Below are 26,655 nucleotides of genomic sequence, written 5' to 3'. Positions count from 1 at the left end.
ATCCAGCCACCACAGATGCTGTCTCCCTGGCAAAACAGATTAACAATGCTCTGAGCAGTCGTACTGAACAGTCTGGTATGACCGTGATCTTTTCCACCTACCAGTCCATTGATGTCATTGCTGTTGCTCAGAACAATCACGGCATGCAGCCATTTGACCTTGTTATCTGCGACGAGGCTCACCGCACCGCTGGCGGCTATCTGGTTCAGGACGATGCCAAAGAGCGCGCTGCGGCAGCAGCAGCGGAGGCTGCAGAGCTCAGCAGAATTCTTGAGATTATTGAGCAGGGAGACGATTACAGTACTGCCTCAACCTCTGAGCCTGTTGATGCACAGGAGTCAGCTTCGTCCGGTGACAAGCCTGTCAAGAGCAAGTCTCGTAAGTCAAAGCTGGACTTCATTGATGAAGAGGAGGCTGTCTTTACACGTATCCATAATAATGATTACGTGCATGCCAAAAAGCGCCTGTACATGACAGCCACACCAAAGATCTATGGAGATGCAGCCAAAAAGCAGAAGGAGACAGGTGAGGCTGTGCTGTATTCCATGGACGATGTAGATGTCTTTGGTCCGGTGTTGCACTCTCTAAACTTTGATAAAGCTGTCAGTCTGGGCTGCCTGGTGGATTACAAAGTAGTAATTCTGGTGGCTGATTCCCGTTTTGCCCGTACAGCAGAAAGCATGAGCCATCTTTCGGACAACAATGCTGCCCGTATTGTTGGTGCATGGAAAGCTCTAAACAAGTACGGCACCTCAGATCAGCTGGTCGGTGACCACCTGCCTATGCGTCGCGCTGTAGGCTTTGCTCAGGTTATCAATCCCGATAAGAAGCTCGACAAGGTCTCATCAAAAGCGTTTACTGACACCTTTGAGACTGTAGTCAACGAATATCGAAATCATGTTATCAAGGAAGGACCAAAGCCTGAGGATCCGGTAGCCAACAGCGAATACAAATACATCATGAGCCATGATCTGCACTGTGACTGCAGACATATTGACGGCTCTATGAATGCTCTGGAGAAAGGTGCACTGCTGCAGTGGCTGCGTGAAGAACCGGAGAATGAGCACTGCAAGATTCTCTTCAATGTACGCTGCCTGAGCGAGGGTGTAGATGTTCCAGCACTTGATGCTGTAATCTTCCTGTCACCACGAAAGTCTCAGGTAGATGTGGTTCAGACCGTAGGCCGTGTCATGCGTCGTGCCCCGGGCAAGAAGCGCGGTTACGTAATCATTCCTGTTGTGGCCAGTGCAGACGAGGAAATTGACTCCGTTATCAACCGTACAGACCAGTTCGCTGTCGTCTGGCAGGTGCTGCGCGCCCTCAAGGCCATAAACCCTAACCATGTGATCGTAGATGGCAATCTCGAAAAGATAGACGAGCGCATCGAAGTCGTCTGCATTGACGACAAGGCCCTGGCTGCAAAGGCTGAGACAGTTAAATCATCCAGAAACTCATCTAAAAGCAACTCTGAGCTCGATGGACCTGTAACGAAGCCAGGGCTTATTGATCTTATTGAGTATGAGCAGCGTATCAAGTCATCTATTGTCCGCAAGCTCGGTAACCGCCGAGAGTGGGAGGACTGGGCCGATGATGTAGCCGAGATCTGTAAGAAGCAGGTTGAAATCATCAACAACACCCTCAATGACTCGTCCAATGCCTCCGTACGCAAGGAGTTTGAAGACTTCCGTATACACCTGTCGTCATCCATAAATGGCAAGGCTGTCAGTGAGGAAGAGGCTAATGTACTGGATGCTGACGAAGTAATCGATATGCTGGCTCAGCATGTGGTCATCAAGCCAATTCTGGACAAGCTCTTCCCGGGCTATCCTTTTGCTGAACACAATCCAGTTGCCCGAGCTCTGTCAGATATGCTTATGAGGCTGGACAGCAAGGGACTGCAGGACGCCAGTGTTGAACTTAAGAACTTCTATGACGGCCTTGAGTTCCGGATGCAGAACGTCAGGACTCTGGCTGAGCGTCAGTCGGTGGTAGTAGACCTCTTTGACCGCTTCTTCAAAGTAGCTTTCCCTAAGCAGCAGGAAAAGCTGGGCATTGTATACACCCCTGTTGAGGTGGTTGATTTCATCAACCACTCAGTCAATGACATCCTCAAAAAGGAGTTCAATCAGACCTTGGCCAACGACGGCGTGCATGTCCTGGATCCTTTCACCGGCACCGGCACCTTTATCACCCGTCTGATGCAGTCTGAAGACATTATTCCGCGTAATGCCCTGGCCAACAAGTATTACCATGACCTGCATGCCTTTGAGCTCATGCCGCTGGCCTACTATGTAGCCTCCATCAACATGGAGTCGGTCTTCCACGATCTGGTGGACGGCATGCCGTACCAGCCAAACAACATCACCGTCCTGACCGACACCTTTGCCCTGCACGACGCGCAGGTCAACCCGCTACTTGCTAACACCATTGCCCAGAACACTGCCCGCCGCCAGCAGGTAGACGAACTGCCAATCCGCGTCATCATCGGCAACCCTCCTTACTCTATTGGTCAGACCAGCGCCAATGACGACAATCAGAATGAGCGTTACCTTGGAAAGCAAGGTGTAGATACCCGCATTCAGGAGACATACGTAAAAGAATGCGGTAAAGTCTCAAGCTCCAAGAGCATGTATGACAGCTACATTAAGGCATTCCGCTGGGCCTCCGACCGCATAGGGGATCAGGGCATTGTGGCTTTTGTAACCAATGCCGGATGGATGGATGCATCAGCAGCCAACGGCATGCGCAAGTGCCTGCAGCAGGAATTCAGCTCCATTTACATTTACCATCTTAAAGGCAATCAGCGTACCTCTGGCGAGCAGTCAAGAAAGGAAGGTGGAAAGATTTTCGGCGCCGGCAGCCGTGCACCTATCGCCATAACCATTCTTGTTAAGAACCCTGCATCACAGGAGAGTGGTCGCATTCACTTTGCCTGTGTTGATGACTACATGTCCCGTGAGGAAAAGCTGCTGCAGCTGGCCTCCACTAAGTCAGTAGTTAATGCTGAACTTTCAGAGATTGTTCCGGATGAGCACAACGACTGGTTTAATCAGAGGCGGGATGATTTTGGCAAGTTTATTACTGTTGATGGCAAGAACACAAATGGTCTGAGTGTTTTTAGAACCATTAGCCTTGGCGTCAACACAAACCGCGACGCTTGGTCTTTTCAATCAGGAAAAGAGCAACTTGAGTCAAACTTTGAAACGTGTATCAACTTCTATAACAGTCAGGTTGATAGTTTTAGCAAAGATGCTGAAAACTTTGTCCAAATTTTTGATGCAAAACAAATCAAGTGGAGCTCCAGCTTGGAAAGCAAACTGGAACAAAAGGTCACGAGCAGCCCATACTCTGAGGATAATATCAAGTTAGCTGTCTATCGCCCATTCTTTAAGCAGTTCGTATATTGGGACAAGTTGTGGATACACCGAGAGTCTTCTCAGCCAAAATTATTCCCATACAATGGCGCAGAGAACCTTGCAATCAGCGTTGCTGGTGTAGGAGCCAGGGAGTTCAGCTGTTTGATGGTTGATCAGATACCTTGTCTGGATATGGTCGAGAAGGGCCAGTGCCTTCCACGCTATGTCTACACCAGGGCACCTGAGGGCGGTCTCATAGGCGAGATTGCAGGTCGTGATGCTGATGAGCATGGTTATATTCGTACTGATGGCATCAATGATGAGGCTATTGAGCATTTTAGGGCTGCATATCCTGAGCACGCCTCTGAGATTGATGCTGATGCCGTTTTCTACTATATATACGGCCTGCTGCACAGTGAGGACTACCGTACCACCTATGCCAATAACCTCATTAAGGAGCTGCCACGTATTCCGCGTGTGGCTACATGGGAGGATTTCTCTGCCTTTGAGCAGGCAGGCCGTAAGCTTGCTGATCTGCACGTCAACTACGAGTCAGTTGAGCCATATAAAGGCTGTGAGCTTACTGGTATTGGCAGTGGGGACTTCAGGGTCAACAAGATGGCCTATGGCAAGGTAAAAGGTAAGACTGGTGATGAGGGCAAGGACCGCAGCATGATTGTCTACAACGACTCCATTACAATCAGCAAAATTCCGCTGGAGGTTCAGGAGTATGTGGTAAACAAGAAGTCTGCCCTTGACTGGGTATTGGACCGCTGCTGCGTCAAGGTTGACAAGGACAGCGGTATCATTAACGACTTCAACGACTATGCGGCTTCAGTAGGCGATGAGCAGTACATTCTCAAGCTCATTCTGCGTGTAATCACTGTCTCTCTGGAGACAGTAAAGACAGTCAGGGCTCTGCCAAAGCTGACCATTCATAAACTTGATCAGTAACAACAGATTAAAGCATTCAGTGTTAAAGCCCTATGCTGATTAAGAACGCAATTAATACGTCCTAAAACATTTAGTTGCCGTAAATAACGAGGCCCGTCATAGCGATATGACGGGCCTCAATTTATTATGCTTCAATGCAGGCAAATACTTTACATAACGATACATAGAGTGTTCGCATGTTATTGAAAGCAGTTGCTAATACTTTATAAATCATTATGTATTAAGTTTTAGTTCTGTGTTTTATGCCCCTGATTTCCAGTGCAGGTCCGCCTTAACGCCGGCAAGCTCATTACAGATTGATCCTCTGGCGATGTTGTTTTGCGGCGCCTTGATGTGCAGGTTTTGGTGGCGACAGGGGAGTATTTTTGGGGCGGTGGCAAGGACCAGCTTTAGCAGAATGTCCAGGGATCGTACGCCTGCAGGCAGGTTCCATAAGCCGTCGACAGAGACAGTGACAGTCAGGTCTTCTTTGGCAGCTCAGGCGTTATCGATTATGTAGCCTGAGATTTTGCCCTTTCGTGGACCTGGGGTACCATTGGCTGTCATCCTGTAGCTGAGACGTTCGCGCACAGGGCAGCGCCCTGGGCTCTTGCTGCCGGTATCAACCACAACGGTATTCTCTGGTCATGGGGCTGTCTGACAATGTTTCAGGATTTTGTTGTTCCAAATGACCCGAGTCTGGCTTAAAATCGGATAAACATGGCATATTTAAGCCGACTTTAACCGATATCTTTAAAAGTCTCATCAAGTTGATTACTGCAGGGATGTTTCACTGCCCTGAAATAAGTGCCTGGAGGGAATTTATGAGTAAAACCGGCCGCAAACTGCATCCCATTGATATACCTGACTTTGCGTTTGGTAACTGCATCACAAAAGAGGTGTCTGTTCAACAGGGCGAAAGGGCTCCATACTGTTACGGGAACTATGTAATTGGTGAGATGCTGCCAGATTGCAAGATGTATCCTAATGACAACTTCCGTATCCGTCATCCAGACCTGTGGGTTGAGCATTATGGCTTTGAGAACCTGGGTAACTGTGCTTTATCAGCAGGTCTTTTTGCGGTGCTGATGAAAATAGCCAATAACTCAGGCCTGATGGCCTGTGCAAGGGAAGCATTCGGTAAGGAAAAAGCCGACGCTTTCTTTGATATTGCCATGTTCGGCCTGAGTCAGATGGGGGATGATCCTGAGCTGCTTGCCAATTATTCAAAGCTCAGTGCTGTTTTTCTAAAAAGCCATCATGATGCTGCCTGGTTTTCGCAGCTCTTAACTTCAACTGGTGATGATCAGTTTGAAGAGTTTAAAAAGCTGTGGGCAGCTACCACCAGGAGGCTTACTAAAAATAGCAAAATGTGGATTTTATTCCTGCCAGGTACGGGGGACGTCAGCGATTTCAGCTCCCCTGTAAAAGATGGCTCTTGCGGTGGCGGAGGCAGCAAGTCCAGCTCAGAGGCAGACAGGTATTCAGACTACATTATCGTGGCTGTGCAGTCACAGACACTTTTGCCCTTTTACTGGTCAGTAAAAACCGGCGACACCACAGACGAAGAGGCAGTTGAGTCATTAATAAGCTTTCTTAACAGGTCAAAACTGAAAGTGGAGGGAGCCAGTATTGGCCCTGGTATTAACAGCAAGGGGCTGATAAGCATCCTGGATCAGCATTCCATACACTGGGTGAAGCTTCTTACCAGTGACCATGAAATCACCAGAAAGCTCATGGCAAACTACGCTGTCGATCCTGCAGAGTGCAGCGGTTCCATGGATTTTGACGAAGATCTTTCTGCTTTTACCGAGCCTTGCAGACTGTATGATGAGATGGATGAGCTTTCTGCCACCCTGTTCTTCAACTTTGACAGTGCTGCTCAGGATATTGCCGATACCATAGATGCGGTCAACGATGAGTTGGATAATTTATTGTCAGCAATTAAATGTGGCATACAAAATCCTGCTGTTAACCCTGATCTGGCCGACTACATAAATCCTGTCTGTCGTAATGGACGTATGGTTAATGTCGAAGCTGATACTCAATTTCTAAGAAAGCAGCTAATGGAGCATTGCTACAGCGCTGTAGTCTCGTCCGATTGCGATTGCGACGATCCTGAAGATGATTACTTCAGATCCTGTCATTATAAGATTTTCAGTGAGGCACTCTTCGGTCATGGGGTACAAAACCTTCTAAGCCGTCTGAGTGCAGGTAATGATGCGGCTACCGTCAATGCCAGAGTGTTTTGCCTTCTGATTACACATTTTTTTCGCGACATGATTGCAAACACCTCAGGATTAACTGACTGTCCGGTATGGCCTTTGATCAAAATGCTGATGGTACACAGGATTCTTCCCGGCAGAAATGGTGAAAAGCCTGTTATTTATCCTGCTCCGTCAAAAAATGTACTGCTTTACCTTAAGCGTATGAAGGTAACAGACGAGATGATTGAAAAAGTTGGTGCGTTGATGGCAATCCTGGCAGACCACAGGCATATTAAGTTGTACAGTTCTGACGATAATGGTGCCGTCAAGCCAAAGGCTCAGAGCATAAAAGCACCAGCATCGAGCTCCAGGACCAGAAAGACTGTTAAGCCTGATGCTGCCTCAGAGCTTGAGTCCGACGGAGCTGAGGGCAAGGACAACAAGGATGCCGTAAAGCCAAAGGCTCAGGCCCGAAAAGCACCAGCATCGAGCTCCAGGACCAGAAAGACAGCCAAAACAGAGGCCGCCGCAGAGCTTGAGTCTGACGTTACTGAGGGCAAGGACAACAAGGATGCCGTCAAGCCAAAGGCTCCGGCCCTAAAAGCACCAGCACCCAGCTCAAGGACCAGCAAGACTGTTAAACCTGAGGCCGCCTCAGAGCTTGAGTCCGATGGAGCTGAGGGCAAGGACAACAAGGATGCCGTCAAGCCAAAGGCTCCGGCCAAAAGAGCACCAGCATCGGGCACCAGGGCCAGAAAGACTGCCAAAACAGAGGCCGCCGCAGAGCTTGAGTCCGATGGTTCTGAGGGCAAAGACAACAAGGATGCCGTCAAGCCAGAGGCTCAGGCCAGAAAAGCACCAGCATCGGGCACCAGGACCAGAAAGACTGTAAAGCCTGAGTCCGCCGCAGAGCTTGAGTCCGACGGAGCTGAGGGCAAGGACAATAAGGATGCTGTAAAGCCAAAGGCTGCGGCCAGAACAGCAAAGACAACGGGCACCAGGTCCAGAAAGACTGTTAAGACAGAGGATTAGTTTATCACTGGTTTTATAAAGAGGACGCTGGATAACTTGCCGGAGCTTTGCGCATGGCGCAGGAAGCAAAAGCGAGTTGAAAAGCTACCTGTACCAGCTTATGACCTGTACCTGGCCCAGGGAGCTACAGACTGACACTGGCAGTTACGGCAATGGTTCCTGGTACTTCCATGGCCCGGGCTCAGGGGGCATTTGTGCTCTGCTTGAGCCCGGCTGCTCAGGTCTGAGCTGCACAAAGGCAGGTCCTGACACAGGGCTGGGCTGCTAGAGCTGAATTGCCCTGTGTTTTACAGTACGGATATGCAAGAGGCCCGTCATAGTGATATGACGGGCCTCGCTTTATCTGTCAGCTGTGAAGCCTGCTTATTCCTGCAGGTACTCGTACCAGTTGTCGCTGATCTGGCTGCACAGGATAAGGTGGGTCAGCTTGTAGACCTGATGCTCGTTGAACTCGAGGGTGATGAGTTGCTCTTGTTCGAGGGTCTGAATTTCCTTTTCCTGGGTATCTGCCTGCTCAAGCTCAAGGAGGGCTGTTCTCTGCTTGTGAGAGGCGGCGCGGAACATGCGCTTGTCCTTGGAGTTAAGACCACCGTACAGGGCGGCGCTTTCATAAGTTGGTGGCAGAGGGGAGCCTACACCTTCAGGCACATCATCATATTTGTCAGGGACTGTCTCAATATAGCTGTCTGCAGGAGCCTGAGCAGCAGCACTGCCTGATGCGGCTGGTGCAGCTGGTGGTGCGGCACTGTCAGCTGCAGGAGCGGCTGTCTGAGACTGCGTGCTGGCAGCTTCAGCTGAGGCTGCATTTTCGCCCTGGGCAGGGGCGGCACTGTTGTCAGCTGCGTTCTGTCCGTCAGTTGCAGTGGCTCCATCTGCAGCTGCCTTGTCTTCAGGCTGAGCAGCTGCGCCGTCGGCAGGTGCACTGTCAGCTGGAGCGGCATCTGCAGGAGCGGCAGCAGGGTCCTGCGCATCCTTGTTCATGGACTCGCCCTCAGCGTCTTGCGCAGCAGGGGCAGCTGCGGCTTCTGGTGCATTGGCTGGTGCGGTGCTCTGAGCGGCCTTGTTCTCTGGCTGGACTTCCTGTGCCGGTGCGTCTTTAGCGTCAGTCTGGCCACTGGTTTGCTGGGCAGGCTGTGCAGAGTTGGCCGGCTGATCACTTGTGGCACTGTCAGTTGACTGGGCGGCCTGTGCCGGAGCGGAGGCGGCAGCGTCGGCAGTGGCTGCTGCGCCCTCAGGGGCGGCTGGTGCCTCCTGTCCGGTGCCTGTGGCTGCTTCATTGCCGGCATCAGCCTGAGCGGCTGGCTGGGCAGCCTCTGACTGAGCTGCAGCGCTGCCTGATGCTGAGACGGAATTGTCAGCTGCCTGGGCTGAGGCGGCCTGGGCGGCCCTGGCAGCCTCAACTGCCGGAGCAGTGGCAGCGGCTACCGCAGCAAGTTCGTCAATCTGGGCCTGCTCGATGAGGTCGCTAAGACCTTTGGCAAGGCGGGGATGATTGTCTACAGGGGTGTACTGTACCGGGTTGTTCATGACCTCGGCTGATGGTACCTGATGCAGGGCAGCGGTATTGTACACAACGCTCAGTACGTGGGTCTTGGAGGTAATGATGTTGGGGTCGAGATCGTGGGAGCGGGCGTAGGTAATCAGAAAGTCTATGAAGTACTCGGCAAGGTCCTGGCGGGAGAACAGCGGGCGCAGACATTTGACGGCACACAGACCAAGGTAGATGCAGTCCTGCTTAATGCCGTCAATGTTAATCATAAAGTCCAGATTCTTGATGAGATAGCCATAATCAAGGGCAAACTCATAAGTATCACGGCCTATGCTCTCATAGACTGTATCCTTGTCCTCCTGACGGGTCAGGCTGGCCAGCTGGCTGGAGCTGATACAGGCGCCAAGATAGACAAGCAGGGTTTCAAGCTCTTCCTGACGGATAAGGCAGAGGCGGTCGACACTGTTTTCAAAGTAGTAAGAGATATTGTTCTTCTCATGAAAACGGGCCAGCTCCGGATGAACATGGTAAAGGCTGTCTTTGATGTCATCATTTCCCTTAGCCGCACGCAGTGATGACTGACGGGCCGAAAAGTCAGCATTGAAGCTGAGAATGCGGCTGAACAGATCGCCCTGTGTTAACAGATACTGGACATAATAAGGACTCATAGCCATAGCTGGGGTCGCCTTCTGCAGAGTAAAAAAGTACAGTTTTGATAATACGGAGCCAGGACAGTCCTGAGCGGGGCCGCAAATGATGCTGATTTTCCGGCACTTAAGCTGTCAGCATAAGCTTATCTGCAGGAAAAGTGCCCGCAGTTAAAACAAATTCGATTTTAGTCTGAAAACTGCCTGCGTACAGGCAATGTTATCCAGAATGTGAAGTGATGCGGTCAGGGAAATGACCAGAGGGCACATGCAAAGAACAGGCGGCCGACTGACAGTAGCAGCCTGCGACCAGGCAGCCCTCTGACATATGTCAGGTGCTGCCTGGTGCGTCCAGCTGAGCGCATGCATGAGCTGACAGGCGCAGACAGCAACGGCAGCCAGCTGACGGCCCGCATGAGCTGACAGGCGCAGACAGCAACGGCAGCCAGCTGACGGCCCGCATGAGCTGCCAGGCGCGTCCAGCAACGGCAGCCAGCTGACGGCCCGCATGAGCTGCCAGGCGCGTCCAGCAATGGCAGCCAGCTGACGGCCCGCAGGGGCTGCAGGCATGGACAACCAGTCGGTCACATGGTATGGGTAAGTAGCCGGCGCATGCTGGGGCTTTGGAATATGTCCTGTGAGCGGCACTGCACTTACGGATCAAGGTGATTAAGGGCAGATCTACCAGGTATGGGGCTGTCCTCAGGAATGACTGTGCTCAGGGGCGTTTTTTAGGGCAAGGCAGTGTACATGCGTAAATTATGTCAGGCAGTGGGAAATTCTTTGCTCTGAGGTCATGGGAGGGGCTATTTATGTGGTCCTGAGCGTGGTAAACGGGGCAGAATCCGAGAGGTAGCGGTTTTTGCAGCGGGTCAGTAAAAGCTGATTTACAAGGGAAAGGCACAGGTGGGCTGCACGGATTTTTACAGTGATGAGACAGCAATGGCTGAAAAATGGGATCTGTGCAGCTTGTTGCTTTGCCTGGACAGGAATATGATTCAGATTATCATCACGACCTTTTTAGGGTTAAGGTCAGATGAGTGTCAGGAGTATTTGCTCGCAATCAAAACAAAGGGGTGTAGTGTTATGACTACTAAGGAAAAGTCTTCAGATCGCTATGCAAGAATTCGTGATGAGCTTCTGGCAGAGGCCGGAAAGCTCAGGGCTCAGGCAAGGGAGTTCCGTCTCCGTGCTGATGATATTGACAGACGTGCCGATGAGCTGCAGCGCAAGGCTGATGAAATGGGGGCCCGTGCTGACACCACCAGTACCGCGCTTGCTGATGCCGTAAATTACATCAGCAATACTCTCAATGTGCGTTTTTGCGCCGTACCGACAGGTATTGGCGAGAAGCTGATGTCCATCAAGACCATGGATCCGGTATTTCCTCTGTTTAATATCGTCGATAAGGTAGCGAGCCTTGAAGAGTTCGAGAGAGTTCTTGATAAGGCCATGCTTATGCACCAGCATAAGCGCAGTGCGTTGTGATTAGACATTTCCCGGGCAGCTCAGGCTGCCCTTTCTTTTGCCCGCAATCTGCCCATCATGAGCAGCACCGCAGCGGCCGCCAGCATATACGGCGCTGCTGAGGCCTCCAGCTGAGGAGACCTGGCTGAGGCGCCCCGGCTGTAAGTATCCTGGATCTGTTCGCCGGGCAAAGGGGCTCTCAGACAGGGCAGGGTCGCGAAAAGGGGCTGGTGGTCAGAGCAAGGTCGCGAACATGCTGGTGGCCAGAGCCTGACAGAGGCCTGCACTCTCACAGTGGATCAGGGGACATGGCCATGGCAGGCAGGCGGGCAGGTTGGCAGGCGGCCAGCATATTGAACCTGTCTGTTGGGCAAAGCATGAGCTGCCGGACAGGAAGGACGGATGTGCAGGAAGGGGCTGGTTTGCCGGTGCCTGCAGCGTATTTGATGCAGGCCGGGAATGGGGACTTATGCAGCTGCAAGGGCCGCAGGCGGATGGAATTGGGGGCGGGGCGGGCGCTGTGAATGGTGAAAATGACAGAGGGCTGCAAATGCAGCCCCCGGTCTTCTGGTCTTGCCCCTGTCAGTAATAAAGGTGCAGGGTTTATCTGGCCGTTTATTAATAGCCCATTGGCACTACGTACCAGTCGTCGTTGACAAGGCGCATGGAGTAGGTCTTAACCTCGGTGCCGCCACTAATCAGACGGTAGGTTACGCGTACGGAGGCAGTGTTGGAGGTTGAGGCAACAGTCTGCATTTCCAGGTCGCTGTCCGGGGCAATGCCACGGTTGTTATCGCGCATCTGGCGGATAGTGGCCTCAAACTGATGCATGACCAGATTTACCTGGTCGCGGGTCATGGTGCTGGTGTCCACGTATTCCATCATGTCATTCAGACTATGCTTCTGTAAGGCCTCAAGGAAGCTGGTAAGACGGCTCTGAGGGTCATTGCCACAGGCGGTCAGGAAAACAGAAAGGGTCAGAACTGCCAGAGCAGTAAGGGCGGTACGAATGGATTTGAGCACAGTATTAATCCTCAATCAGGCAAAGACAAAGAAATATCCAGCGGTGATCAATCAGCAGGGGAGGCCTCAATAAGACAGGGGCCTGTGATCATGGACTATGGGTTTTTTCTTTACTTTATGACTGCATGGCCACGCAGCAGGATCTGACCTGATGGAAATACCTGACGGCAGGGCACCAGGGTAAGACCTGATGGGAATACCTGACGGCAGGGCACCAGGGTAAGACCTTACGGGGCGCAAAAGAACTGTCATCCTGAGCCTCGTGCTCACAGTGAGCCGGGCACCAACTCATACTCCAGGGATCAATATCTGATATCAGCAGTACCTGATGCCCTCACCATGCTGACGGCATGGCTGCGCCGCTCTTATTGATAAGACAGTATTTGTTCTGTCAGGTGGCTGCGCTTTTACACTGGGACTTGCCGCAACGGACAGTGCCTGTAGACTGCACCTGGGCCGAGGGGCTGATAATGTGGTCACTGATATGCCGGCAGGACGGCAACCTGCAGATCATGTTCTGTACGCCCTTTGAGGCAGTCAGATACATGAGTTGAGGTGTTGAGCGTTGCCGGGAGAAAAACAGATTATGCAGTCTGCCGGGGACAGAGCAAAGCTGTGTGCTTGCCTTGCAGAGGGCAGACAGTGGCATCTGTTACCGGAGCAGGTACTGAAAAAATGCCATATTTCCGGTCTGCAGATGCTGCTCCTTGATACTGATAATCATAGCTGTGCGCCTATTAGAGCACAGTATGTGCAGGTCTGACTTAGAAGTGATGCAAAATATCATTATTGATACATACAATGCTACATTTTTAAGTATGTGTATTGATCAAAAGGCAATGATTTCGAAATCCCTGCAGTTAACAGTATTCACTGGACATTACCAGGTAAATTCCCGCTACCAGCTGCTCAATTTATGCAGCAAGAGCAGCTGCAGCAGGTCACCTGCAAGCCACAGCCTGTCCTTCAATGCACAGCCTCCGCATCGGTAAATGGCCAGGCAGCTTCCCTGGCAGTCACCCTGGTAAGCGGCTGTTACCGGCCCTTACCGTTAACTATTACGCTTGCAGGCCAGCCCGTCAGGGCCAGGAACTCTGCAGGTTCCGCAGCCGCAGCGGCGGCCACAGCGGCGGCCGCAGCCGCAGTCACCGCTGGTACTGCAGCCGGTGCCTCAGCTGCTGCAGCTGCGCTCAGCAAGATGAGCGTAAGGCCAGCAGCTCAAGACAGTCCTGGGCAAGTGCGGGCATGCAGTGATGCTCTGAGCCGGGCTGCAGCAAAGGTCAGCGTCCAGCATAGCTCTTCATAAAGAGGCAGCAGTGAGCAAGGCCATACTTTCCATAAATCAGGGCTGTAAACTTAAGGGCTTTATGGTGCAGTAGTGTGCAGTTACGGAAAGTTATGGGACTTGCTGCAGGGGGCGGCACTGAGCATGGGCTGCAAATTAGTATTGGGCTTAGCCATGGACGTCCGGGGCTTTGGGCATATAATTGCATGGGTAAGCTTCACTGTATTCAGGCCAGCCTGCTCCACCCCGCTCCGGCCTGTCAGCATAAGCCGGCCGTCCTGTTCCCAGGCCAGCCCGCCCCGGCCAGCTCAGACCTGCCCGCTCCGGCGCTGCTCAGGTCCGTCAGCATGAGCCTGCTGTTCTGCATGCCGGTCTGTCAGGAACCGCCCATCAGGCGGCTGTTATGCCAGCGCGCCTGCCGGGGCTGACATAAGCCCCATGCCGGGAGGGACTGTGCCTGGCACAACCAGACCTGGCAGGGCAGCTGTGCCCGGAGCCTGAGAGCTGCAGTGATGCTCAAGTGATATTTTGCCTGCTGAGGATTTACACCCGCCATGTATGCCCTGCATATTTCATCCTTTGTTTTCATAGCCTATGCCCTGGTGTCGCTGGTCCTGCCGATCAAAATCCGCTGGCCTTTACGCCTGCTGCTGGGCGCTGCAGTGGCTTTCTGCGGTCTTAAGTATCTTATCTACAGCTACACAGGCGGTATTCTTGAGCCTCAGATGAGACCTGGCTCCATTGTGATCCATGAGTCTTTGTATGCATCTCTGATGATTGGCGTGCTGCTGGCCATTGCCAAGGATATTGTGCTGCTCTTTCGCTGGATTGCCATAAGCCTGCAGTACATCAAGGGCGGTACGCTGCGTCATGGCCGTATCAGCCTGGTAATTGCCATTATCAGCCTGTCAGTGGGCTTTTTAGGTACCCTTTCACAGTTTAATGTTCCTCAGGTCAAAGAAGAGACCGTTTATATCTCAGGTCTGCCTGCTGAGCTTGATGGCTATCAGATTGTCCAGCTTACCGATCTGCATATCGGCCCTGTGCTCAGGAAGGACTTTTTAAGCGGCGTGGTGGAGCGCACCAATTCCCTAGACCCTGATCTGGTTGTAATCACAGGTGATCTGGTCGATGGTGCCGTAGGGCGCCTCAAGGACGAGTTCACTCCTTTTGCCGCCCTCAGGGCCCGTCATGGCGTACTGGCTGTAACAGGCAATCACGAGTACTATTCAGGCGCCAACTCCTGGGTTAAGACCTGGGAAAAGCTGGGCATTAAGTTCCTCAACAATGAGTCCGTGCTGCTGCGTGCGGGCAATGTCAATCTGCGTGTGGCCGGTGTTCCTGACCCGCGCGGTGTACAGACAGGAGCCGAGCAGCCTGATATTGAAAAGGCCTATGCCAATATCATTGAGTACACCACTGGCAGCTCCACTGCCATTGATGCCCCGACAGCCCGCCCTCTGGAAATCAGCCGTCATGTAGAGACTATCGACGCCAACAGCAGTGGCCAGATTACAGTTGAAGACAAGGCTGCAGAGACAAAGAGCGGCGCTATCAGCTTTATCAACATCTCCAACAGTGCCGGTACCGCTCATGACAGTCCGTCATATGACAGAGACCACTTCATCAGCAACCGTGCTCATGCGACCGTGCTGCTGGCCCATCAGCCAAAGATTGCACAAAATGAAGATCTCAACGCTGATCTGGTACTGACCGGCCATACCCATGGCGGCACCATGTTCTTCCTGAAGCCGTTGATTGCCCGTTACAATGCCGGTTATGTTTCCGGCATGTACAAGCTCGACAGCCGAACTCATCTGTATGTGAGCAATGGCACCGGCATCTGGTCAGGCTTTTCCTGCCGCATACTGGTCCCGGCTGAAATCACCCGTTTTACCCTCAAAAGAGCACTCTGATAAGCCCGGCCTCCGCTTATGCTCCTGAGGCCGCAGGCGGCCTCAGGGACATGGCCTGAGCTGGAGACTATACCGGGCACGTGTCCCAGGCAAGAGCACACAAAGGCATACAAAAGCACCTGTAACAGGTGCTTTTTTGCTTCTGCAGCATGCACCCTGAGCCCTGTGCCCGGGCCAGGGAGCAGGACGTGGCCGGGTTCATGCGTGCCTGAGCTGCTCCTGAGAGCGGTGCCCAGGCCAGGAAGCGGGACGTGGCCTGGGCAGGCGTGCCTGAGCTGCACCTGATAGCGGTCTGGCAGGGCATGGTATGATGCATGCAGTGGCGGGGCTGAGCAGTGATTTTTACTTGAGTGCAAAAAAAGGTAAAATAGATATTTTACTGTCAGAGCCCGACCTGAAGACTGTGAATCAGGTATGGCCTGCTGTCCTGGTTTTTGTTCTACAGGACGCATTGAGGAGCCTGCGGTGACCACAACTGCAAGGCAGGAATAATCTTTAACCAAAATACTGGATTTTAAGAGTTCGCTCTTAAAGTTTTCCCTTCAGCGAGGAACCTATGTCCTATAAGATTCTGTGGTATTCAATGCCCGCCTTACATGACAACAGCAACGGTGCTGCCATCCACAATAAGATTTTGCTGGAGGCTCTGGCTGCCCGTGGCATCCAGGTAAAGGTGCTGAATGCCCTGGTTGCTGACGATCCTCGTGGACTGGAAATCTTCAACCGTATTGGTGCTCAGGTCAACCACGATCCAAAATCCCCTTATCTGCAGTTCACCGACAACAATGTCGAGTACGTAATTGTCAAGACTCAGGGCCGTATCTGCAACGATGTTACCGGCGCTGATCAGGGCAAGATCTTCGATCTCTTTGTTCAGTTCCTTGAGAAGTTCCAGCCAGACGTGCTCATGGGCTACTCAGGTGACATTTTCTCGGCCTACCTGCGTCATGAGGCCCATACCCGTGGCATTCCTGTAGTTTATGCTCTGTGTAACGGCCTGCACCGCTCCTTTGGCTTTGCTGACTGTGATCTGGTCTTTACCCCGTCTCAGGCTACTGCTGCCATGTACCGTGAGTCTGATGATATCGACATCAAGGCCACCGGTCAGTTTATCGATGTTAACAAGGTAGTGGCTCTGGACCGTACCCCTGAGACTGCCAAGTACGTAACCTTTATCAATCCTACCCCTGAAAAGGGCCTGGCAATTTTCGTAAAGATTTCCGAGGTCTTTGCCCGCAAGCACCCTGAGATTCGCTTCCTGGCCGTCAAGAGCGTAGGTGATTACAACCGTATTCTCTCCGGCCTGCACAATGCCGACGGCACTCCATACTTCCAGCCTGGTCAGACCATGCTCACCAATGTTGATGTGGCCGAGCATACTGATGACGTACGCCTCGTTTACAAGGCTACCCGCGTTCTGCTGGCCCCTTCAGTATGGCACGAGGCCTGGGGCTGCGTAGCTACCGAAGCCAACTTCAACAACATTCCTGTTATCGCCTCAAAGAGCGGCGGTCTGCCTGAGGCCGTACGTGAGGGCGGTGTTCTGCTTGACGCCCCTGAGTGCACCCAGAGGGACTACTCCTGCGTTCCAACTGAAGAGGAAGTTGCTCCATGGGTTGAAGCCCTTGAGAATATGCTCCAGGAGGACTGGACTGAGCGCTGCCAGAAGGCTGCCGCTGCCAACTCTCTTGATGCCAGCGTAGACAATCTCATGGTTTACCTTCAGCCACTGCTTGAGCAGGGCCGTGCTCAAAAGAAGCCTCTTGAGAAGTCCTGTTTCTTCTCTGATGCCACCATGCGCAAGCGCAAGGCTTACTATGTAGGTCAGGGCATGGTCATTGACGGTGACCAGTCCGAGCCGGCTGCTGAGGCTCCAAAGCCATCTTCAGTTAAGGAAGCCGCTGCCAACGCTCCGGCTGCCGCCAATGAAAGCGACCCGGCCCCAGCCGCTGCCCCAGCCCCTGACACTAAGGACGAGGCTATTGATGCAGCTGATGAAGCTGCTCAGACCGCTGAAAAGGCACCGGCCAAAAAGCCAGCCTCACGCAGCCGCAGCACTTCAACAAAGAGCTCTGCAAAGTCCTCAACTCGCAGCAGCACCAGGACTGCAGCAGCCAAAACTACTGCCAAAAAGACCACAGGTACTGCAGCAAAGAAGACTGCTGCCAAAAAGCCAGCTGCCAGGAAGACCGAGAGCAAGTCTGAATAGCAGCATCCTCCTGCAGCACCAGCAGCAGCTGCCAGTGCAGCTGCAGCCGCAGTCCTGAGGAACATCAACCGGGCCCCGCCATGCACGCCATGACGGGGCCTGGTTTTTTTTTGGGCGCCTTGCAAAAGCCTGCGCGCACCAGCAGTTCAGCAAAATCGCAGCTGCGCCGCCGGTGGGGCCCAGCGCTCAATGCGTCACGGTATTACCTGACATTAAACAAATAGTGCATGGCATGATTTGAGGCCATGAACTCACACTTAAAGATGGAATGAGGTTATGACCCGTGGTCTGCATATCTGTCAGTGACAGGAGTAGCAGCCTGTTTGAACGCAAGAGAAAGGGGCAAGACAGGCAAAGGGCATGGATAGAGCAAGGTAAAGGGGCGGGAAAGGGAAAGGAAATCGTGGAAAGGAGAACGGGAACAGGAAAGGACTGAACATGCACTTATTGAGCTCATACGTGGCAAGTTGCAGTTAAAAACCAAAACATATAACAGAGCATTAATGAAGTGACCCATGACCAGGATTGAGTTGCGTCCCGGCATGAGTTTCAAACTAACAGCATGCAGTTATCTGATGAGGTTACAAGGATAACTGGCTGCAAGTAATTGAACTGGCGTGGTAGCTGGAAAAGTGTAAGCAGCTGTTAATGCAGAGCATCAGGGCTTGCTGCGGCAGGGTCATGGTTGGTTTAGAGAGCCATACTTAGTGTCGAGGCAGCCAGCTCTGTAATATTATGCGACATATTACACTAATGATAATACTCTGTAATATATTTTATATAGTTTATTGTGCGCAGATATTAGTACAGGCATGGAGTTCATATGGAGGAGCATATGACGCCCTCATAAGCTCTCTGCGGCACAGTTACGGCCCTGCATCAAAGCAGGCGGTCTCTTATCTGATGTGGTTATGCAGTGAGCCATACATACACAGTATGCAGGCAGGCTTAATAATGGAGCCAGTGCAGCGCAGTGCAGTGCAGCACCATCCTTGCTGCAGGCAAGGATAAGGCACTGTCAGCTGCGCTGGCAGGCAGGCCTGCAACAGTACGCTCAGGTTGTGCCGTCTGCAAGCTCAAGATTAATGATGATGGTTGATCTTGAGGGGTAACTGAGATTGCCCGCAGTGATGCATGGCAGGTTTATGTGGCATGCGCAGGGGCAACAGGCAACGCAGCTGGCATGGGCCTCAGGCGGAGACAACCAGCAGGGCAGCAGGCAGGGGAAACAGGCATGGGCAGCAGGACTAGGGCAAAAGGCTGCTTAAGCGCAACTTATTCCTTGCGGTCAGCGCGCGGGGAAGGGGAAATAGCAGCGCAGATAGTTTTGGGGCTGTTGTGCCTGAAGAGGTTGGGCTATTGTCCGTGGTAGGGCGCTGACTGAGGTCGTTGGCTGAGCACTCTGGCCGGGGGTTCTTGCAAGGTGCTCTGGTTTAGTGCCCTGCATATGTGGTTTTGGAAAGTGTGCAGGTGGCTGCCAGGCAGGGCTGGGCATTGCCAGGTTGCAGACAGGATATGGATCGCTCTTGCAGGGCCTGTTTATCAGGATGAGGCAAATTGTTGCCGTGTTTTTGCGGGGGCGGCAAAAGCTTGCCGCTGCAGGCGGCAAGGCTGGTCTGCAGTTTTGAGGAATCAATGGCTGTTGTGGGGTGGAAGCGGGGGCATTTTTGCCTTGAAAGCAGCGTGGATATGGGCTTTTGCCGGGTGGTTGCCCGGAAATGAATCATGGGCAAAGGTAAGATGTCCATAATGGCATGTACTGTGCAAAACAGCTTATGACAGGCTTATTCCCTTTTAAGGCCTGTTAATAAGGAGACAACTATGTCAAGCTCAATTGTTCATTCAATTGCTCCTTCCGATATCAGGGAAAATTGGTGGGATAAGAGTAATAAGCTTGATAGTTTAGCCAATTCACCAGCCAGTGGTGTACTGGGCGTAAACCAGCCTTCTGGTCCGTCCTTCTCTTCCTCTCTGGAAAACATCCTGGCCCGTGCCGAAGAGGTAAGTGCCAGCGACGGTATTAATATGTCCCGCGCTGCACCAACCACCGTAACGGGTGAAGCGGTTACTTTCGAGGAGCTTATCAACTCTGAAAATGCGCAGATAAGAGAATTTGCAGTATTAGATCAACAGCCTTTATCCGCTGACTGGGCTATTCTGAAGAATGCCAATCCGGTAACTCCAGATAATTTCAAAGCTCTCAACGGTTTATCTGACGGCCTCATGCTGTCGCAGCGCTTTGCTAATGCTATCTACGCCGTATAGCTTGATAAACAGTAACTGCTGTTCATAATGCCCCTTAAGGCATAATGTTCAGCTTTGCATATTATGGCCTCAGGCCCTGATATGCCCCGTACAGGCTTTGTCTGTACGTACTGCCCCTATGGCACTGTGTCAGGTGCTGTCCCGTGGCTTATGGCCCGAGGTCTGTCCTGCTCTTTGCCTGCAGGTGCCCGTGCGCCTGTATCAGGTGGCAGATGGTTGCTGCATATCAGCTCATTTACGGCTTGCCTCTCTTGTTTGGCATTGATGCTAACAAGTGATCATAGTTTGGTTCTTCAACTTACCAAGGACAGAAAACTGTTCAAGACAGTAAACTGTTTTGTGGCTTATAAGGTCATGGCCCACGCCAGTGATCCTCAGTGTGCCCGTGCATTAGTGCGCGTATGGCAGCTGCAGTGATTGCGCGGACGGCTTTGAGCAAGCGGTGTTACCCTGTAGTATTCTGCCTGTGCAGATGCGAGGTACGCTGCCCATGCTCTGTGCCCTCTGTATGGTGTCAGGTCTGACTGCAGGTCACCTTGCAGGTTTTTTACTATATTCCTGAACAAGGACAGATCCGTTCGGGCTGTGCGTCATGATTTTCATGTGCCTGCCTGCAAGGACAGCTGTCTTATGGACAGGCATGCAGTAAATGCCGGCTTTAATTTTCGGGATAACTGCGTCCGCAGTCCCTGACAGAGATAAGAGAGCTCTTTTCATCGACAGCAACTGCTGCCATGGCAGAGATCCACCTGTCAGAGGTTATGGAGTAGACTGATCTGACAATACCTGTTCAGCTGTCACAGCTGATTTGAGGTGTGTTTGCACTGCATAAAATGCTTTGCAAAGCAGGTGTGTCCGCAGCATACGGGTATTGAGCCTTTGGGGCCCATGCCTTACGTCCCTGTCATTGTCGCGCAGCTTAAGCTGCATGGTCAGCATTGATCCGTCTATGCGGCCCGGCTCTGACTTGCCCGTTGAAGCTGTCATCGTCTTAAAGCTTTTTTCTGACTTAGTATCAAGACCAGTTTTTTCAGACAGTTCTGGTCCTGCTCATTGACCCTGCATTGAGTACGCCTGCGGTGTACTCCGGTACACTGACTGTTTGTCTAAACAAACTATGTATCGCCGCAAATGCTCTTACTGCGCAGATTAACGTCTGCGCAGCAAGAATACGGCTGCATCCAACAAGGCGCTGCTTTTGCCTGCGGGCAAAAGCGCGCTATCTTGATACGCTCATATCTTTGCTATGGTAGAGATCCTTGCCAGGCTGTTTTTATAACAGAGATATCCTGATAAGGCTCTTTATCCTTTGGTGCCCGGTCAGCATGGCTGCGGCCCCATTACGCATGCCTGCCCCACAGCTGCTCCCACACCGCCCCACATCTGCCAGTCACACCGGCTTACACCTGCCTGCCAGCACTGCCTCACAACTGCCAGCCAGCACCGCCTCACAGCTGCCTGCCAGCACCTCTCCACAGCACAACACACCGTCTTCGGCATTGTGCTTTCCAGATTCTTTTACGAAGCATACGCTCTTACTGCGCCCAAAGTCCGCTCAGCCCCATTTTGCACAGCAGCAGAACAGTGCGCTCAAATTCTGCCCCCCACCCTCCAGACTGAATCTGCCTTGACCGGCACGGCCTTGCCCGCCCCAATCCAGCCTCCGGGTGCGGCGCGATGCGCAGCAGCTGCAAGGCAGCAGCTGCGTGCGTGGTGGCGGACCCATGCTCCATAATGGCTGCCAGGGGACGGCAAATTGCAGCTGTGCTATGCTTGACGGGGAGGCGGCACTGTTGAGTGCCCGGCCATTATTTTCAGGAGTTCATAGACCATGGATTTTAAAGAGCTTTTAGAGCAGCGCTATACCACCAAGTATTATGATTCCAGCCGCAAAGTTGATGAGGATACTGTCACCCGTATTTTAGAGTGTACCCGCCTCACTCCAACTTCTGTAAACAGCCAGCCATACCACTTTTATGTGCTCACCGGTGAGTCTAAGGACAATCTGCGTCCAGCCATCAAAGACTTTAACATGCAGCGCTATGATGGCGCTTCCCATGCTGTTGTAATCACCTGCAAGAGTGAGCTTGATGAGGATCATTTAAAGGCCGTTCTGGAAGCTGAAATAAGGGATGGCCGTCTGCCTGATGCCGAGCTGGTTGCCGCTCAGGACAAGTCCCGTCATTTCTTCAGCAATCTGCACGTGGAAAAGGGCGATTACAACGCATGGACCTGCAAGCAGGCCTATATTGCCTTTGGCACCATGGTCTATGCCGCTGCCGCCTATGGCGTAGACTCAACAGCTCTTGAGGGCATTGATTACGAAAAGTGCGATGAGATTATGCAGCTTGCAGATCGCAAGGAGCAGACCGCTGTTATCGTACTGCTGGGCTACCGCTCAGCTGAGGACTCAAATACCGTCGACAAGCGTCCTAAGTCCCGTCTGAGCCTCGAGCAGCTGGTCACCCGCCTTAATTAATAAAGGCCACGACTAAAGGCCACGAGCCAAAAAGCATACAATCAGCCCGGCTCCACCGGGCCGCCACGCACCGCCGGGCTTCCAGCGATGCTGGGGCCGCTCCAGTCTGGGCTCTGTACGCTCCCGCAGCGTCAGAGCCCGGGATGGGCATTGGAGCAGTTAACATATGGTGGTGGCAAATGGGGGCCAGGGGCTGCAAATGGCCCATGGGTCGGGGCTGATGTTGTCTGGGGATGCCATTCATTTTTGCTGATCGTGCTCACTAAGTGCACTGATTTATACTGGTATAATGGGCCACGACCGCAGCTGCGGTTGTGGCCTTTGCCTTTTTGAGGCCATTTTTCCCTGTCCGGTATCTGCCGGTGTCTGAGTTCAGCACTGTTTCAGTCTGGCGCTGAGCGATATGTTAAGGATCTATCATGAGTGCTGATTTTCTTTCCATCCATCCGGATAATCCCCAGCCACGTTTTATTAAAAACGCCTGCAACATTCTGCGCAACGGCGGTGTAGCCGTCATACCAACCGACTCCTCCTACGCCCTGTGCTGTCTGATGGGCCAGAAGGATGCCATGGAGCGCATTGCCAGAATTCGTCAGATCAGCAAGAACCACAATTTCACCCTGATCTGCCGCGATCTTTCCGAGCTGTCTACTTATGCAAAAGTAGATAACAGTGTTTTCCGCCTGCTCAAGAACAATACTCCAGGAGCCTACACTTTCATTCTGCCGGCCACCAAGGATGTGCCTCGCCGTGTAATGAATGAAAAGCGCCGCACCATTGGCCTGCGTGTTCCTCAGTGCCGCATTCTTGAAGCTCTGCTTGATGAGCTCAATGAGCCGCTGATGAGCTGCTCGCTCATCATGCCTGGTGAGGATATGGCCGAGTCCGATCCTGTCGAAATCAATGACAAGATTGGCACTATTGTCGATGTCATTATCGACGGAGGTGTGCTCAACCCTCAGTCCACAACAGTAATCCGCTTTGAGGATGGTGTACCTGAGATCCGCCGCGTAGGCATTGGCGATCCTTCACCTTTTGAATAGCAGCAGGGCGTCCATAGCCGCAGCCTGACCTGCACCCTGCATATTGCATAGTGCAAAATGCATCAGGCCTCTGGCTGCATCCTGCGGGCTGCCCACTGCAGCAGGCTTCCCTGGCGGCAGCCCCCATGAATCTCATGCGCGCAGCCACCCCCTGGGGCATGCGCGCAGCTATACCGGCCGACATCACTCGTTACCTGTCACTTACGACGGTCAGTGATGTCGGCCGTCTGTTTTTCAGACCGGTCAATTTCTCCACGCCCTACAGCGTCAGGCCGGATCGGCCATGTCAGGGCATACCAGACCAAGACAAGGCCATGCCATCACCAGGCCATGCCATGACAGGTCCCGCTCAGTCCTTATGTGGGCTGATTCCATGGAGCTCATGCTGTTCGGTCAGCCTGCCGTTGTAAGCAAGGCAGTGCCGGGCAAGGCGCTGAGCAGGTCTGCGTATGGCCTGCGCAGGGACTGCGCATGTTTGTGCCGTGGCTGTGGCCGCTGGCAAGCGGCTGCAACGGCCTGCAGGCATGATGATATGCCGCATATATGTAATCATGTATTTATATGGATAACGACAGGCGGGATGGTGGTCATGAGGGCAATGAAATGGCGAAATGTCAGACAGTAAGCCTGCGCTAATAGCTCATTAATACTGTATCTTGCATTGCAATGGTGCTGCTGCCATGGCGCGCAGTGATTTGCATTTTTAAGGTTTGGTGTGTGCCGATGCCTTAAATACAGGCATTGGCAATGAAGCACAGGCAGGTTAGGCCGTTAATAATTACACACAGTTTGTCTGTACATGCTTTTAACTTGTCTACGATTGAACAATCCGGGAATTACACATGGCGGTAAAAGAGCATAAGGAACTTAAGGACAGCAGGCCATCAGGCGCTGCTGACAGCCGTTTTTCTCCGCAAGATGATCCTGCTGCAACTCTCATGAGCGTCGGTGGCAATGGCCAGGCTGACGGCTCTGCCGCACCTGCTGCTCAAGCTGCGCCTGTACAGTCCGCCAGGTCAGGTCGAAAAGCCGCCAGCCGCTCTGACAGTGGTGCCCCGTTTGCTGCCGGCAGCGGCGCCGTCAGAGCCATTGGCCCTGGTGATGAGCGCCCTGAGCTTCCCTATGCCCTCCGACAGACTGCCATCGATACCCTTGCCTGCTTTAATCTGAGCCATCCGGCCGCCAGCCATGACCGGGCATCCCCCGCTGGCGTCAGCGCTGCTGCAGCCAGCGCCGCTGGCAGCGCTATGAGCGCCGCAGCGTGCGCCGGTGGCGAGGGCCCGGACATTATTCGTGCAGCCTGCTCAGGACAGCCGGTACCGGCCGGTCTTACCTGGGCTCTTGCCTTTCTGGCTGCCAAAAACAATATCTACCATTGCCTGAACACAGCCATGCATCTGAGTGGTGTGGACCGTATGGCCAGGGGGCATATTGAGAGCTGGAGTGATGACCTGCACCGTCGTATGGTCCATGGTGCGCTCAACTATGTCTTTGCCCTTGCCTTGCGCCCTGAGGCTGTAGCCCACAGCAAACCTTTCTCCCAGCCATCTGACCACATCTGCGCACCTGACATGGACAGTGAATCTGACTGCTCTTACGAGACAGCCACTGACTATGTGGCTGGCAATGGCGACGGGCATGTGCATGAACATGGACATGGACAGAAGTACCTGCCCGGAGCTGAAGACAGTTGCGAAATGAGTAAGAGCAGCACTCAGGTACAGTATGAAGCCGATCCCGCCAATATGCCTGATGAGCTCGGTGGGGCAGGATGCGCAGGTGTCCGTGCAGGCTGTTGTGCAAGGGCAGGTGCCCATGAAGACGCATGCGCAAGGGCAGGTGCTGGCAGGGCCAGGGTACATCTGCCGTGGCTTGAGCCAGGGCTGATGCAGCTGCCTTGTCCTGATGGCCAGCCTGAACTTGAGGAGCTCCGAAGCTTTATTTTGAGCCCTGTGTTCTCCCATGCCTTCATGGAAATGTTTCCGCACCTGGCGACCTCAGAGCGCAATGACCGCCTGGTGCTGACCAGGGCCATGGTGCCTGTCGATGTACGCGAGGCAGCACGTGAGGACAGTCATTCTGACCTTGAGGATGTCTATTACACTGAGGGCCTGTACATAGCCATTAACAGCGGCTGGCCGGGACTGCCGGTGTATTTTGAGCGGCCTCCTGTTAATGTGCTGCAGCTGCTGTCTGTGCGTGACAACACCTCCCAGCGTGATGTTGATTACAGCCGCTTTTCCGCCTCGCTTGAGGACACCGGCCTGGACGGCCGCAATGCCATTGGCGTCATTCATGACGATGGCAAGGGCATTGCGGCTACCTTAAGACGTATGTTCATGGAGGAGCGTACCTTTATCTGCTCCCTGAAGCTGGCTTCTGGTTCCCTGTCTGAGCACATTATTGAGCGTGCCGAGCGTGAGGGCATACGCTATATGTGCAACCGCCAGGATCTCTTCAATCAGAAGTATCACTATGTGAGCTACCAGGAGCACATGGGCAATGTCGACCGCGCTTTTTACAACGACAGAACTCTGCTGTTGCGCGACGGCCGCATCAGCTACCATGTCTTCTTTGACCCTGTAGTGCGCATGAACCGCTATCTGCGTCTTACTGATTTCTTCCAGGACTGCTCCAACCTCATCAAGAGCGGCAAGAGCCTGAGCCATGAAGACAAAGAGCTGCTTAAAACTCTGACCTCCTACAATGAGGCTCCTTATTTCAAAGGACAGGGCCCGGCCTTTACCGTCAATCAGGATGCTGTAAAGGATTATCTGCGCTATCAGGGCTATATGGTGCTGGTAACCAATGACAATAATGCCTCAGCCAACAAGGTACTGCACCGCTATCTGCTGGCTGTCGAGGTCTCAAGAGCCATGTCCATGTCTCAGGGCGATGACCTGAAAATCATGCTTTCATTCATGGCTCAGGGGCTGCGCAATGAGCTGGTCATGTCAGGCTACCGTGCCCGCACCAGCCGCCTGCCAGTTGAAAACAGCTGCCAGTCCATGGACGCTCTGCGCCGCACCCTCGATACCATTACCCTGACTTACGATGATCAGGGACGCGCAAGGTTTAATGTGCCGGACGAGGCCTCCGACCTGCTGCTGGCTCTGGGCATCCCGGTCCCGCCAGAGCAGTAAGCACAGGCCACCAGGGCAGACCATCATGCCTGAAGTACAGCCAGATGAGCGGCATCATGGTCCCGGCCCTGGCCCTGGCCCAGAGCCAGAGCGTTGGCCATGGCCCGGGGCTTGAGCCTGATAATGGGTACAGACGCAGTCTGCACAAATGATAAAGGGCA

The 26,655-nt window shown here is 53.0% G+C and carries 12 protein-coding genes; 9 read left to right on the top strand and 3 right to left on the bottom strand.

Annotated elements, in window-relative coordinates; translation table 11 throughout:
• Nucleotides 1–77 precede the first annotated feature (77 nt).
• The gene (locus MXE39_RS05005) at nt 78–4,310 is read left to right on the top strand and encodes a type ISP restriction/modification enzyme (RefSeq protein ID WP_246978356.1); all 4,233 of its coding nucleotides are present in this window, start codon (nt 78–80) and stop codon (nt 4,308–4,310) included.
• 956 nt (nt 4,311–5,266) lie between these two features.
• Nucleotides 5,267–7,528 (top strand): hypothetical protein, encoded by a 2,262-nt coding sequence (locus tag MXE39_RS05000; protein WP_247073830.1) that lies wholly within the window; start codon nt 5,267–5,269, stop codon nt 7,526–7,528.
• A gap of 363 nt (nt 7,529–7,891) precedes the next feature.
• On the opposite strand, the gene MXE39_RS04995 is transcribed toward MXE39_RS05000, so the two are convergent.
• Nucleotides 7,892–9,691, bottom strand: a complete 1,800-nt coding sequence (locus MXE39_RS04995) for a hypothetical protein (RefSeq protein ID WP_247073828.1) — start codon at nt 9,689–9,691, stop codon at nt 7,892–7,894.
• A gap of 1,059 nt (nt 9,692–10,750) precedes the next feature.
• Between MXE39_RS04995 and MXE39_RS04990 the strand changes: the two genes are divergently transcribed.
• Complete coding sequence (locus tag MXE39_RS04990; RefSeq protein WP_246978353.1) at nt 10,751–11,152, top strand: hypothetical protein; 402 nt, start codon at nt 10,751–10,753, stop codon at nt 11,150–11,152.
• A gap of 597 nt (nt 11,153–11,749) precedes the next feature.
• On the opposite strand, the gene MXE39_RS04985 is transcribed toward MXE39_RS04990, so the two are convergent.
• Nucleotides 11,750–12,154, bottom strand: coding sequence for a hypothetical protein (locus tag MXE39_RS04985; protein ID WP_246978352.1), 405 nt, complete (start codon nt 12,152–12,154; stop codon nt 11,750–11,752).
• Between the two features lie 1,839 nt (nt 12,155–13,993).
• Between MXE39_RS04985 and MXE39_RS04980 the strand changes: the two genes are divergently transcribed.
• Nucleotides 13,994–15,355 carry a metallophosphoesterase gene (locus tag MXE39_RS04980; RefSeq protein ID WP_246978351.1) on the top strand — a complete coding sequence of 454 codons (1,362 nt, stop codon included), beginning with the start codon at nt 13,994–13,996 and terminating at the stop codon, nt 15,353–15,355.
• Between the two features lie 556 nt (nt 15,356–15,911).
• Nucleotides 15,912–17,564, top strand: coding sequence for a glycosyltransferase (locus MXE39_RS04975; protein ID WP_246978350.1), 1,653 nt, complete (start codon nt 15,912–15,914; stop codon nt 17,562–17,564).
• Between the two features lie 1,433 nt (nt 17,565–18,997).
• On the opposite strand, the gene MXE39_RS04970 is transcribed toward MXE39_RS04975, so the two are convergent.
• Nucleotides 18,998–19,312, bottom strand: a complete 315-nt coding sequence (locus MXE39_RS04970; protein WP_246978349.1) for a hypothetical protein — start codon at nt 19,310–19,312, stop codon at nt 18,998–19,000.
• A 73-nt stretch (nt 19,313–19,385) separates the two neighbouring features.
• On the opposite strand from MXE39_RS04970, the gene MXE39_RS04965 reads away from it, so the two are divergent.
• The 4 genes from MXE39_RS04965 (at nt 19,386) to MXE39_RS04950 (ending at nt 26,494) form a co-directional block, all read left to right on the top strand.
• Nucleotides 19,386–19,829 (top strand): hypothetical protein, encoded by a 444-nt coding sequence (locus MXE39_RS04965; RefSeq protein WP_246978348.1) that lies wholly within the window; start codon nt 19,386–19,388, stop codon nt 19,827–19,829.
• A 1,831-nt stretch (nt 19,830–21,660) separates the two neighbouring features.
• Entirely contained in the window at nt 21,661–22,308 is a 648-nt protein-coding gene (locus MXE39_RS04960) for a nitroreductase family protein (protein WP_246978347.1), read from the top strand.
• A gap of 419 nt (nt 22,309–22,727) precedes the next feature.
• A complete protein-coding gene (locus MXE39_RS04955; RefSeq protein WP_246978346.1) occupies nt 22,728–23,351 on the top strand; it encodes an L-threonylcarbamoyladenylate synthase in 624 nt (207 codons plus the stop codon).
• Between the two features lie 842 nt (nt 23,352–24,193).
• Nucleotides 24,194–26,494, top strand: coding sequence for a hypothetical protein (locus MXE39_RS04950; RefSeq protein WP_246978345.1), 2,301 nt, complete (start codon nt 24,194–24,196; stop codon nt 26,492–26,494).
• Nucleotides 26,495–26,655 lie beyond the last annotated feature (161 nt).

This window comes from Anaerobiospirillum sp. NML120511 (assembly GCF_023050955.1).
Taxonomy (GTDB): Bacteria; Pseudomonadota; Gammaproteobacteria; order Enterobacterales; family Succinivibrionaceae; genus Anaerobiospirillum.
The sequence above is the reverse complement of the archived record's forward strand: the minus strand, read 5'-3'. Positions and strand labels throughout refer to the sequence as shown.